Source organism: Companilactobacillus crustorum JCM 15951, assembly GCF_001434585.1.
Taxonomy (GTDB): Bacteria; Bacillota; Bacilli; order Lactobacillales; family Lactobacillaceae; genus Companilactobacillus; species Companilactobacillus crustorum.
The window spans coordinates 14929-27808 of record NZ_AZDB01000025.1; the positions used below are offsets into that span (position 1 = coordinate 14929).

The window sequence follows — 12880 nt, forward strand, 5'->3', positions numbered from 1 at the left end:
TATTTATTAAAGTTAATATATTTGACTATATTTTTTATTATGGCCTATGATACTCTTCGAAAGTTAATTAAGAAAACATTATATAAAAAAATATGCCGGGTTAATAATTTTTATAAATTCAATATATGAAAATTATGTTTATATATATTGATATAACAAATCATATCTTTTATTATAATGTATTTATGGTTAGAAAAATTAAATTAGGAGGAATCATTTTATGAAATATGAGGGTTTAGATCTATTAAACAATCATTTCTTAAATAAAGGTACTGCCTTTACTAAGGAAGAAAGAAAAGAGAATCACATCGAAGGTTTGTTGCCACCATTCGTTCAAACTTTGGACCAACAAGTAGAACAAGCTTACGAAAACTATTCTAATAAAGATACATTCTTGGCTAAGAGAATGTACTTGATGGACCTTTTCAATGAAAACGTTACTTTGTTCTACAAGCTATTTAGTCAACATGTTAACGAATTTATGCCAGTTGTTTACGATCCAACAATCGCTGACACAATTGAAAACTACAGCCACTTCTTCTTAGATCCACAAAATGCCGCTTTCTTATCAATTGATGATCAAGACGACATTGAAGCAACATTGAAAAACGCTGCTGCCGGTCGTGATATTAAGTTGATCGTTGTTACTGATGGTGAGGGTATTCTTGGTATTGGTGACTGGGGTGTTCAAGGTGTTGACATCTCTGTTGGTAAATTGATGGTTTATACAGCTGCCGCTGGTGTTGATCCTAAGTCAGTTCTTCCTGTTGTCCTTGATGTAGGTACAAATAGAAAAGAATTATTGGCTGATGATCTATACATGGGTAATCATCACGAACGTGTTACTGGCGACAAGTACTACAACTTTGTTGACAAATTTGTTGAAACTGCTGAAAACTTGTTCCCTGACATGTATCTTCACTTTGAAGATTTTGGTCGTAGCAATGCTGCTAATATCTTAAACAAATACAAAGATAACATTCTTACTTTTAATGACGATATTCAAGGAACAGGTATTATCACACTTGCTGGTATTCTTGGTGCTTTGAACATTTCTAAAGAAAAGCTTACAGACCAAGTTTATCTATCATTTGGTGCTGGTACTGCCGGTGCTGGTATTACTAAGAGAATCTTCGATGCTATGGTTGAAGAAGGTCTTTCAGAAGACGAAGCTAGAAAACACTTCTACCTAGTCGACAAACAAGGTCTTTTGTTCGATGATACTGAAGATTTAACACCAGAACAAAAACCATTTACAAGAAAACGTAGTGAATTTGCTAATGCTGATGAATTAACAAACCTAGAAGCAGTTGTTAAAGCTGTTCATCCTACTATTCTTGTTGGTACTTCAACACAACCTGGTACCTTTAACGAAGCTGTTATCAAAGAAATGGCCGCTCATACAGAACGTCCAATTATCTTCCCATTATCAAATCCTACAAAACTTGCTGAAGCTAAGGCTGAAGATCTTTTGAAATGGACTGATGGTAAGGCTCTTATTGCTACTGGTATTCCTGTTGAACCTGTTGAATACAATGGTGTTACATATAATATTGGTCAAGCAAACAACGCTTTAGTTTACCCAGGACTCGGTCTTGGTTCTATGGCCGTTAATGCTAAGATCCTTTCAGATGGTATGATTAACAAAGCTGCTCACTCATTGGGTGGTATCGTTGATCCTACACAACCTGGTGCTGCTGTTCTTCCTCCAGTTTCACAACTAGATAAGTTCAGTATGACTGTTGCCAATGGTGTTGCTCAACAAGCCATTGACGAAAAATTAACAACTGCTACAGACGCTAAAAAGGCAGTTGCTGATCTTAAATGGGAACCTAAATATTAATTAAAATTTTTGTCAAATAAAGGGGAATTTATTCATGGCTGCATTTATCACTTCACTTGAAAGTGTTGCTGAAATCGTCCTTGTCATTGCTTTGGGGTATTGGCTAAAAGGATCAGGACGTTTAGGCGACGAATTTAAAGGCAATATTTCATTTATCATTATGAAAATTGCTTTACCTGCTTCAATCTTCGTTTCTGTTCTTAAATATTTAAACAGAGATAAATTAGCAAGTTTGTCCGGCGGACTGATCTTTACCTTCGCCAGTTTTACAATTGGTTATATTGTTGCATGGATCTTAACAAAGGTCTTTCGTATTAGAAAAGGTCGTCGTGGTACTTTCATTAACATGTTCGTTAATGCTAATACTATTTTCATCGGTTTACCTTTAAACATGGCTTTATTTGGAACTAAGAGTTTACCTTACTTCCTTATCTACTATGTTATGAACACAATTTCAACTTGGGCTGTCGGTATCTTCTTCATCTCAAGTGATGATCCAACTGTTGAAAAGGGTGCTAAGAAAGACTTTAACTGGAAGAAATTACTTCCTGCTCCACTTGTTGGTTTCTTAGTATCACTTGTCTTCTTGCTACTTGCTATCCCAGTTCCTGACTGGATTAACAAGACTTTAGACATGGTCGGTGGTATCGTTACACCAATGTCATTGATCTACATCGGTATTATTTTGGCTGATGCAGGTTTGAAATCAATCAAATTTGACCGTGATACAATCCTAGCCTTATTGGGTAGATTCGTGGTTGCTCCTGCAATCATGATTTCCATCATTCTTATTGGTGGTTCAATGATGGGTACTTCATTACCAAGTATCGAATCAAATTCATTCATCATTCAAGCAGCCGCTCCTGGTTTAGCTGTTCTACCTATCCTAGTTGATCAATCACATGGTGACGTTGATTACGCTACTAACTTGGTTACAACATCAACTGTCTTGTTCGTAATTGTTGTGCCAATCCTAATGCAAGTAGCTAACTTGATCTAATTGATTTAAATACATTCACACATTCAAACAAATTTGGATCCTCCTCTAATAAACACATATACATAAAAAAAGTCGTCAAACATTCTGCGGTTTGACGGCTTTTTTTGTTGCCCTATTCTTAAGCTGATTCTTGTTCATTTCTCATATAACTAAAATATAAATCTAGCATAATAGATTTATTCGAAGTAGAAATATTGTTCAATTCCTGAATAGCACTTGCAATCTTTAAATCATCTGGCATTGCATCTTCCGAATCGTAATAATCCTCTTGATTCTCAATCGCCTCTGAAAACCAATCGCCCATTCTGATAACAAATTTATAAAAATCATTGTCATTAGACTCATTGATATAGTCGATCTGCAGATTATTATACATATCTTCCAATGCTACAGCCTCGCTATAAGTTAACAAATCCATCGCATTTTCAGGCATTCTTCGAACTTCATTAATTTTCTTTTGACTAATCTTTGTGAATTTTTCAATTTCCAGTACGGTAACAGAATCATCTTTGAGTAATTCTGAAGCTTTTTCAATAGTTGATAGCATTTGGACTACCTCACTTTTCTGAAAATCAGATTTTATTGATAATGCTATTTTAAAACATTTATTGAATAAAAGAAAAATCGTTGATTTTAAATCAGCGATTTCAGCTTAATTATTATTTTGTGGCGAAACTAAGCGAATCAATCGATTAACTAAATCAGCTACTCTTTGAGAATCTGCAGCAATATCTGTATCAGAACGATTTTGAACAGTTGAATGATTAACTTGCAACAAACCAAAGGAATCGCTTTGATCGTTGAACTGGGCAATTGGCAAAATAATCTCCTGATCAAATAAAGCAACATTCCCTGGTTCGACATTCACAATATGTGATCCTTCAGCCATACTGAGAATATAGCTCTTAATCCTCTTTTGACTGAACTTATCTTGATAAAACCCATAGATTACCGTTAATTCGTCCATAATGTATTTAATTTCATTATTCATTGCCTTAACTCACTCCTTAAAAACATCTCTCCTTTAGTATCACGCAAAACACTTCTAATTGACAAGCTCAAACTATCTTAATTTATCTAATCCTAAAAGGCTTTACTTGAAGAATAACCAACAACGTCTTACGAAGCAAGCAAATATATTATATTAACTAAAAAGATTAAGCATCTTACCACACGGAAGGTAAAATACTTAATCTTTTTTAGTTTGTATTTTTGATTAAACGGGCGATGTTCTCAGATACTTGTTGTAAATTCTTATCAGTATCTTGAATAGCTTTTGAAAGTTCTTCAACACCTGGTACACAAGTAAAAATAGCGTCAATTCCTAACGGATAAAGTTCTGAAATTTTCTCACCTACTGAACCAGCTATAGCAATAACAGTTGCATTAGGATTAATTTCTTTTGTGGCCTTAGCAACTCCAATAGGAGTTTTACCAAATTTAGTTTGAAAGTCGATTTGACCTTCACCTGTAACCACCACGTCAGCATTCTTAACTTTTTCCTTTAAATCTGTATAATCAACCACGATCTCAACTCCTGAACGCATTTGAGAATTGGTAAAGGCTAATAAACCAGCTCCCAAACCACCAGCAGCACCTGATCCTGGTACATTTTCTAAATCTTGATTCAAGTCACGTTTTAAAATATCAGCATAATGCGATAAAGCTTCATCCAAAAATTCTACCATTTCTGAATTAGCACCCTTTTGAGGCCCAAAAACATGACTAGCGCCATTGGGTCCTGTTAAAGGATTAGTTACATCAGAAGCAATAATAATTTTAACATCATCTAATTCTGGCAACATCTCTGAAGTATCAATTTTAGTTAGCTTCTTCAACATAGCACCACCATATTGAAGCTCCTCACCGTTAGCATCTAACAAATGTGCTCCTAATGCTTGGGCCATACCAGCACCACCGTCATTAGTAGCAGATCCGCCAATACCAATGATGATAGTCTTGGCACCATGCTCAATAGCTGACTTAATCAACTCTCCAGTCCCAAAAGTTGTTGTGATATAAGGATTCTGAGTAAATTGGTTAATAAATTGAATGCCACTAGCTTCAGCCATTTCGATAACAGCTACGTTACCTTTATTAATTAATCCATAATGAGCTTCAGTTTTATTACCTAGTGGATTAACAACCTCTTCTGTCACAATTTGCCCATGCTTAGCATCAACCAACGATTGAACTGTTCCTTCGCCACCATCAGCCATAGGGACATTAACATATTCGGCGTCGGGATAAACCTTTTCAAAACCTTTACGCATGGCTTGAGCGACTTCTTTAGCTGTCAATGAATTCTTATATGAATCTGGAGCTAAAACAATCTTCATTACAATTCCACCTTTAGAACAAATTTCCATACATTAGTGTTGCAACAATCGTCATTGAAAGTCCAACCAACATTTCCCAAAATACTACACTCATTCTTTCCTTAAAGTGCATGTGAACTGCTTGAGCTGTAACGTGGAAATAATTACCATGAGGCAATTGATCAATCACAGTAGCTCCGGTATGTACCATAGCAGCTGCACCTGTTCCGGAAATACCAAATGACATGATTGATTTGCTAAATGAATTTGAAGCTAGGATTACTCCGGTTGAAGTTGAAGCTGTGGCAGCTGCCATTAGAATACCAGCAATTGGAGCTAAAAATGTACCTGAAACCCCACTTGCTTGTACAATATCAACTACTTTTTGTGGTAAATCAGAAGCTGAGACTAATCCTGCAATTGCACCAGCACCAATCAAAATCAATACGACATCAGTCATTTTTGCTAAACCATCAGTCATGTATTTCAAAAACTTCTTTCGTTGACCCATTGCCAATGTTCCAATTAAACCTGCAATCGGTAGAATATACATGGCATCTAAATTAAAAGTTGCTAAAGTCTTGATGCCAAAAATATCTCCGATCGGTGTAATTAGTAATAAAACTACCGCAACCAATGGTGTTACAATTGCAGCCTTTAAACTAGGTAAATCTTTAGGCGCTTTAGTTTCAAATTTAGTCGTTGCAGAAACAAAATGGCCTCGATTCTTTAACAAGGTTGCCAAAATAACAGTCACAATCAAACCAACAACAGCGGGCACAAAATCAGCAATCATAACTTGTGAAAGATCCACGTTGAATCCTTTAGCCGCAGCAATGGTATTCGGATTTGGCGAAATAATATTTCCAGCTTTACCACCGCCAGACAAGGCTACTAATAGCGAAAGCCGACTATAATGCATTTTTTGACCAACTTCCAAAGCTATAGGAGCTACGATCAAAACAGCAACTGGAATAAAAATACCTACTCCAGTAAGAACTAGTGTTGATAAAGCTAGTGCTAGGATAGCTAATCGATCACTAAAGTGACTCACGATATTAGAAGCAATCACATTAGCAGCACCTGATTCCATCATGACACCAGCTAAAACGCCAGCTGCAATTACACGGATAATTGTACCCATAACGCCAGAGCTACCCTTAACAATAGCATCAGTTGTTTGAGACAAAGACATTCCCCCAACTAAACAGCCAACGATAGCCCCAAAAATTAATGCATAAACTGGATTAACCCTAAAAAGAATCAATCCAATTGCTAATAGCAGTCCTAAAAGGGCTGCCCACCAAGCAATAACCATCTTACAAATACACCCTTCCTCAAGATAATTCTTCTAATTGTTAATTATTTAACAATTAATTAACGAATGTATAATACCGTGCTAGACAGTTAAAATCAATGTGCATTTGCACAATATTCATTGTTGATATAAATATATTTTCAAACAAATCATTGTCAAATCAAGCTTATTCTTCACACATATTTTTAAAATAATTTAACCTGCACAAATTACACCAAATGAAATTTTGCTTAGTTTGAAGGTTTTTTAACAATTTTTAGCAACATCAAAGTCTCTTTTCCTTAAACAAATAAATCCTCATTTTAAGCAATTCATTGTAATATATTAATATAGCAGTAAAACAATTAATTTAATGAGGGTAAAAATATGAAATTAGATCCCAATTTAGCTCAATCTATCGTTGATAAAATGATGGCAAGCATACCATACAATATAAATATGATGAACGAAAAGGGCTATATCATTGCCAGTGGCAACAAAGAACGCATCAACACCCTTCATTTAGATGCCATTGACATAATAAAAAGTGGTAAAACTAAGCCAATGGCTGAATCCTTTGGAAAATTTGGTCAACCAGGTGTTAACATTCCCATCGAATTTGGAGGCAAAACTATCGGTGTCGTTGGCATAACTGGCGATCCCAAGAAGGTAACTCCTCTAGCCGCGCTTTTAAAAATTTCCACTGAATTACTAATCTCTCAAATAAACCATAATAAGATAGAAAGCCATCACAAAGAAACTCTTAATCGTTTTTTGTATCAGTGGACTAATATCGACGATATTAGAAAAAGCGAAGATCTTAAATTACAGGCTCAATCTTTAAATATCAACTTATCTTTGTCTAGATACGTCATCTTGATACAAACTAAAAATAAAAATAGCTTATCAATCCATGCCAATGATTTTCATTTTGACAAATCTTCTGATCGAATTTTAATCATTACAAAAAGTGAAACAAATATTTCTGACTACCTTCGATACTGTCAAACTAACAATCTCCCTATTGGCATTAGCAACAAGATTTACAATCTCAAAACAGCCGTCCAGCAGGCAGCCGATACTATTAAAGTTAGCAAAATTCTCAACTTACAAGATACTCACTATTTTGAACAAATAAGTCTTTTCAATAATATCCTTAACAGTAATTTGCATTCCGTAAAAGCTCTCGATGTTTTCAAAGATTTCCTTAAAACAAATTCTGGAAAAGAACTACTAGATACGCTTGATTGCTATTTTAAAAATGATGGCAACGTAACTAAAACTTCCAATGACTTAAATGTACATCGTAATACTACGAATTATCGTTTAAAGAACATTGCTGAATACTTTGACTTAAATATTCATAATTTAACTGATGTCCTTCAACTCTACATAAACTATCTTTATTTTAAAAAATATCAATATGAACATGCTCAATAACTTTGTGAGTGGACATTTTGAAACATTATGCTTATTATTTGGTTGAATCTAATCATATCGTGAGGTTTTATATAATGGTATTAATGAATCTAAGCTACAGAACTAACTATCTACATACTTACTTCAAAACAACCGTAGTTATCCCCGACACCGGTAAAACAAATTACACCGCAGTTTGGTTGTTGCATGGCTATACAGGCGATGACTCAGCTTGGATCAGACATGTAAATATTGAAAATTTAGCTCGCAAAAACGATTGGGCCATCATTATGCCCGAAGCTAGAAATTCCTTTTATTCCGATTCGGCTTTCATTCCTTATTATTCATATTTCATCGATGAATTCATTCCAAAAATGCAAAGTCTGCTTCCTATTTCAACCGATCGCGACAAAAACTATATCGTGGGTTCCAGTATGGGCGGATACGGTGCTTTGAAGATTGCCTTTCTCAACGATGATAAATTCAGTAAGGTAGCTGCCTTATCCCCTATCACTGATATTGAACATTTTCGAGATAATCCCAAAGGACCTATGGCTAAAGAAACCTTCGATGCTATCTTTGATAGTCCCGAAAAAGTTGCTAAAAATCAGTTAATCAATATCTTTAATAATCGCCAACCTAAACTACAAATTTTAACGCTCTGTGGTAATAACGATTTTATGCATGAAGATAATGTCATGTTTAAGAACTTCCTATCAATTCACGCCAAAGATCACTACACGTGGATGCCAGTCGAAGGAGATCATTCTTGGAATACCTGGACTGCTAATATTGATAAGGTATTTTCCTGGTTAGCTTAGTTCTAATAAATTTTGACAGTTACCGATAATATAATTGATAGGTTTAAATATTAAAAGGCCTTAAGTGCTTGATAGCCCTTTGTTTTGCCTTCAAATCTACTTTTTAAATATTTAACTATATTTTATAGTTCCAATTTTTTAATAATGATAAACTTTGGCCGAATTATTTATTAATCCAATTTAATAAAAAATGAGGCGATTATATTATGAATATCAAAGCTATTCATGATTTTGTTAAATACAATTATGAACGTGGCAATTATCACAACGCAGAGTTTGTTTATCGGGATTTCACCCATTACAACACAATCAAATCAAACCATTATTCCGAAAAATCCGACTATCAAATTGGCTACAATCAAGCAAAAATTGATTATCAAAGAGAACATTGTTTTCACAGCTACCCAGATTCTTTGCTTGAGTTAACAAACAAATTATCTGATAATCACTTACTAGAAATCGTTGATTTCATTAAGGGCTATGATGCTTATAAAAATAAAATAGTACACTAATCTCAATGAATTTATTTTTAGGATTCTTACTTAAACTTGGTTAAAGTGTAAGGATCTCGCCTTCCACAAAAATTGAAATATGGCTGGAACGCCGTGGGCACGACTTGGAACTTATGCTACGCATAATTTTCAAGCTCGGCCTCATTCTAAGTAATAAATTGCTAAGAATGATTTCACGGCTGAGCCAATTTCAATTTTTGTTCTAGACTAGTGTAACTGCTGTATCATTTTTTATTTTAAATATTTAAATACAAAAATAGGTAATGACTCTTTTATACAGTCATTACCTATTTTTATATAGATTTTATTTTAATTAGTGCTGCAAGTCGAAAGTTAAAAATACCAACCGATATACTAATCTGGAACGGAGCTAGGGTGGTCTCAGTGGTGAAATTTTTCTTAATGTGGAACACATTTAGAAAAAGCTGGAGCTTGAAGACTGTTGGCGTTGCCAAGAGGGCTCCAAGTCCGGCCACCACGTTCCAGACCATTCCTAGCGCAGTGGAGGATGCATCCTTTAATACTCGTGATTTAACCAAGCTTAAACGAATCTTCCTATTTACCAAACAAATAATCCGACAAAGGCTGCTGACAATAGCGAAACCAAAATTCCTGATAATAGCATATAGCCAACATTCTTGGAAATTATATCGTTCTTTTCTTTATCAACAATACCCTTGAAACAGCCAATAATCATTCCCAATGTTGAGAAATTAGCAAATGATGTAACAAAGACTGTTAAAACAGCTCTAAAGTGCGGATCAAAGTTCTTGATAATATTAGTAACTTTACCCATAACAACAAACTCGTTAGTTACCAACTTTGTTCCCATATATTGGGCCATCTGGAAGGAATCATGACTATTCAATCCTAATAACCAGGCAAATGGGTACATAATAATTCCCAAAATGTGTTCCAAGGTTAACCATGGATTAACTAATTGTAAAATCTTATCAATTAAAGCAGCTAAAGCAACGAATGCAATAACATTAGCAGCAATGATCAATACTAAACGACCAGCACCTAAAATTGAATCGCCTAAGAATGAGAAGAAAGGTTCTTTTTTACCGCTGTCGCCTTGACCATTCAATTTAGCAATTGTATCTTCTTGCGGAGTTACTTTTACTGGATTTAACAAACTAGTTACAATAATTGCATTGATAATATTAATTGGAATAGCTGTTAATACAAATTGTCCTGGCATCATCTGCGTATATGAACCAATAATTGAAGCTGTAACACAACTCATGGACATCATCGCCAAAGTAACATTCCGTTGTGCCTTAATTTGCTTTAACTGTAAGCTAGATACGGCCAATGCTTCCGTATTACCTAAAAACATCATTTCTACGGCAAAGAATGACTCGAATTTCGGTTGACCTGTAATAAATGATAATCCCTTACCAATCCATTTAATGATAAATGGTAAAACACCGATATAGGTCAAAATATCAAAAAGTGGAACAATCAATAGAATTGGCAATAATGCGCTGGTAACGAAATCCATACTCTTCACGTTGACCCAGCTTGGTAAAGCAAATTTAATACCAACATAAGCTACCTGTACTAGCCAATTAAATCCATCGGCAGCTCCTGAGACAATTGCTCGTCCAACATCAAAACTAGTTAAGAACCAAGCGAGAAATAGATTCAAAATTACCATAATGATAATAGATTTCCATTGAATATCCTGCTTATTCTTCGAAAAAAGGTACCCAATACCGAGAAAAACGATAAGACCTAAAACATTTACTACTAAGTACATACTCATATATACTTAACCCCTTTTTTTATTTGAAGTTGTGTATTAGTTAAATCTTTCACTTCTTTTTTATATTACATGGCATCATTGTCTTTGTAAACTAAATCACACTATATTCAGTGGATAAATCGTATTCATTTTTATATTCATAGCAATAGCTATATAATAACAATGTTAGCCCTTACAATATTTTTTGAAAGCGAGGAAAACAATTGAAGTCTATAACATTTAATCATCAGAATTCTTCTGCCATTGGTATCGGAACTTGGCATATCGGTGAAGGAAATAATAAAGAAAATACCGCCGAGATGGAGGCCATTAAATATGGGCTCGATCATGGTATTAATGTCATCGATACAGCCGAAATGTATGGTGAAGGATTATCAGAAAAACTAGTTGGACAGGTAATTAAAAATTATCCTCGTGGCAGTTTCCAACTAATTTCTAAGTTTTATCCATTTCATGCTACCCCTAAATTAATAGAGGAAAGTTTAAAAGCTAGTCTAAAGAGATTGCAAACAGATCACCTAGATTTATATCTATTACATTGGCGAGGCAACACGCCTTTAGAACAAACTGTTTTCGGCTTAGAAAAAATGGTTTCAGCTGGTCTGATAAAAAATTGGGGTGTCTCTAATTTTGACATTGATGATTTAAAAGAATTATCCTCTATTAAGGACGGCAATAATTGTCAAGTTAACGAAGATCTTTATAATATTGGCAGTCGAGAAATTGAGTATTCCATCTTGCCATGGCAAAAAGAACATCATATGTCATTTATCGGCTATTCGCCCTTTGGTTCTGATGATAGTGAGTTTTTAAAAATCCAGCCCATTATTAATCAAATGGCTCAGCAAAAGCATATTACTGTTCATCAATTGCTTCTAGCTTGGGTTTTACGCAACCATGATCTCCTCAGTATTCCTAAATCTTCATCGATAGAACATATGAAAAGTAATCTAGCAGCTGTAGACGTTACCTTTACTAAAGATGAACTTGAAATATTGGATCAAACTTACCCGGCTCCCAAGCATGAAGTCCAATTAAATACAATTTAATAGTTAAAATCTTCATATATAAATAAGCTTTGATGGCTAATAAATAGTCATCAAAGCTTATTTATGTGGCGTTTTCAATTCTTAAGCCGATTAAATGTTTTGTAATAAAAATCAAATTCTATCGATAAAATCTCTAAAAATTTGTAATTGTCTTGGATACTCTTGCCACATATTCTCTGGATGCCATTGAACCGCTTGCACAGTAGCATCAGTGTTTTCAACCGCTTCAATGATGCCATCTGATGCTGTAGCTGCAATCTTTAACTCTGTTGAAAGATCCTTAATTGCCTGGTGGTGCCTAGAATTAACAAAGGCATTATCGCCAATCGCTTGGAACAATTTAGAATTATGATCAACTGAAACAAAATGTGTTGGCTGCCCTCCGGGAGAAGATTGATGGTGTTTGATTACTTTGCCTGGGTACTGAGCATTTATGTCTTGATAGACGGTTCCCCCTAAAGCGACATTAATTATTTGTGCACCACGACAGATTCCTAGAATAGGCACTTTTTTAGCTACTGCCGTTCTAATTAAAGCAATTTCAAAAAGATCACGTTCCCGATTAGTAACTCCCAAACTTGGAATGGGCTCTTCACCCATAAAAGTTGGATCCACATCAGGTCCGCCTGGAAAAATAATCCCATCAAGTCTTGCAATTAATCCATTAATCTCTTCTTTAGGTATATGAGGCAAACCAACTGGTATTCCACCTGCTTTCAAAATTCCTTCAACTAAAGGCCTTGGAATAAAGTCCATCGACTTTTCGTTAATAACTGCTGTTGCAGACAAAAAAGTATCCGCCGTAATTCCGATTACTTTAGGGTAGATTGTAAAATTAATCCGAACGCTG

At 34.8% G+C, this 12880-nt stretch carries 12 protein-coding genes; 6 read left to right on the plus strand and 6 right to left on the minus strand.

Annotation, left to right across the window (positions count from 1 at the left end; translation table 11 throughout):
* Positions 1–220 precede the first annotated feature (220 nt).
* Positions 221–1843: a malolactic enzyme gene (locus FD26_RS07525; RefSeq protein ID WP_057867817.1), complete on the plus strand. Its 1623-nt coding sequence runs from the start codon at positions 221–223 to the stop codon at positions 1841–1843.
* Positions 1844–1877: 34 nt separating this feature from the next.
* Positions 1878–2843: an AEC family transporter gene (locus tag FD26_RS07530; RefSeq protein WP_057867818.1), complete on the plus strand. Its 966-nt coding sequence runs from the start codon at positions 1878–1880 to the stop codon at positions 2841–2843.
* 118 nt (positions 2844–2961) lie between these two features.
* Here FD26_RS07530 and FD26_RS07535 read toward each other — a convergent pair whose 3' ends face one another.
* From FD26_RS07535 to FD26_RS07550, 4 genes are all read right to left on the minus strand, one after another.
* Entirely contained in the window at positions 2962–3390 is a 429-nt protein-coding gene (locus FD26_RS07535) for a hypothetical protein (RefSeq protein WP_057867819.1), read from the minus strand.
* Positions 3391–3495: 105 nt separating this feature from the next.
* Positions 3496–3834 (minus strand): hypothetical protein, encoded by a 339-nt coding sequence (locus FD26_RS07540; protein ID WP_057867820.1) that lies wholly within the window; start codon positions 3832–3834, stop codon positions 3496–3498.
* Positions 3835–4042: 208 nt separating this feature from the next.
* Positions 4043–5182, minus strand: a complete 1140-nt coding sequence (locus FD26_RS07545) for a glycerate kinase family protein (RefSeq protein WP_057867821.1) — start codon at positions 5180–5182, stop codon at positions 4043–4045.
* Positions 5183–5195: 13 nt separating this feature from the next.
* Positions 5196–6479, minus strand: a complete 1284-nt coding sequence (locus tag FD26_RS07550) for a GntP family permease (protein WP_057867822.1) — start codon at positions 6477–6479, stop codon at positions 5196–5198.
* 366 nt (positions 6480–6845) lie between these two features.
* Here FD26_RS07550 and FD26_RS07555 point away from each other — a divergent pair, with 366 nt between their 5' ends.
* From FD26_RS07555 to FD26_RS07565, 3 genes are all read left to right on the plus strand, one after another.
* Entirely contained in the window at positions 6846–7898 is a 1053-nt protein-coding gene (locus FD26_RS07555; protein WP_057867823.1) for a CdaR family transcriptional regulator, read from the plus strand.
* Positions 7899–7972: 74 nt separating this feature from the next.
* Complete coding sequence (locus FD26_RS07560; RefSeq protein WP_057867824.1) at positions 7973–8698, plus strand: alpha/beta hydrolase; 726 nt, start codon at positions 7973–7975, stop codon at positions 8696–8698.
* 206 nt (positions 8699–8904) lie between these two features.
* Positions 8905–9210 (plus strand): hypothetical protein, encoded by a 306-nt coding sequence (locus FD26_RS07565; RefSeq protein ID WP_057867825.1) that lies wholly within the window; start codon positions 8905–8907, stop codon positions 9208–9210.
* Between the two features lie 559 nt (positions 9211–9769).
* Here the strand turns inward: FD26_RS07565 and FD26_RS07575 are convergent.
* Complete coding sequence (locus FD26_RS07575) at positions 9770–10975, minus strand: NupC/NupG family nucleoside CNT transporter (RefSeq protein ID WP_057867829.1); 1206 nt, start codon at positions 10973–10975, stop codon at positions 9770–9772.
* A 209-nt stretch (positions 10976–11184) separates the two neighbouring features.
* On the opposite strand from FD26_RS07575, the gene FD26_RS07580 reads away from it, so the two are divergent.
* Positions 11185–12030, plus strand: coding sequence for an aldo/keto reductase (locus tag FD26_RS07580; protein ID WP_057867827.1), 846 nt, complete (start codon positions 11185–11187; stop codon positions 12028–12030).
* A 111-nt stretch (positions 12031–12141) separates the two neighbouring features.
* Here the strand turns inward: FD26_RS07580 and FD26_RS07585 are convergent.
* Positions 12142–12880, minus strand: a 739-nt coding sequence (locus FD26_RS07585) for a gamma-glutamyl-gamma-aminobutyrate hydrolase family protein (RefSeq protein ID WP_235526716.1), incomplete at its 5' end; no start/stop codon positions are given.

Excerpts from the sequence above, each read along its gene's own strand:
- FD26_RS07555 (WP_057867823.1), top strand. The coding sequence starts at position 6,846 with ATGAAATTAGATCCCAATTTAGCTCAATCTATCGTTGATAAAATGATG.
- FD26_RS07565 (WP_057867825.1), top strand. The coding sequence starts at position 8,905 with ATGAATATCAAAGCTATTCATGATTTTGTTAAATACAATTATGAACGT.
- FD26_RS07545 (WP_057867821.1), bottom strand. The coding sequence starts at position 5,182 with ATGAAGATTGTTTTAGCTCCAGATTCATATAAGAATTCATTGACAGCT.
- FD26_RS07535 (WP_057867819.1), bottom strand. The coding sequence starts at position 3,390 with ATGCTATCAACTATTGAAAAAGCTTCAGAATTACTCAAAGATGATTCT.
- FD26_RS07540 (WP_057867820.1), bottom strand. The coding sequence starts at position 3,834 with ATGAATAATGAAATTAAATACATTATGGACGAATTAACGGTAATCTAT.
- FD26_RS07525 (WP_057867817.1), top strand. The coding sequence starts at position 221 with ATGAAATATGAGGGTTTAGATCTATTAAACAATCATTTCTTAAATAAA.
- FD26_RS07575 (WP_057867829.1), bottom strand. The coding sequence starts at position 10,975 with ATGTACTTAGTAGTAAATGTTTTAGGTCTTATCGTTTTTCTCGGTATT.
- FD26_RS07560 (WP_057867824.1), top strand. The coding sequence starts at position 7,973 with ATGGTATTAATGAATCTAAGCTACAGAACTAACTATCTACATACTTAC.
- FD26_RS07530 (WP_057867818.1), top strand. The coding sequence starts at position 1,878 with ATGGCTGCATTTATCACTTCACTTGAAAGTGTTGCTGAAATCGTCCTT.
- FD26_RS07550 (WP_057867822.1), bottom strand. The coding sequence starts at position 6,479 with ATGGTTATTGCTTGGTGGGCAGCCCTTTTAGGACTGCTATTAGCAATT.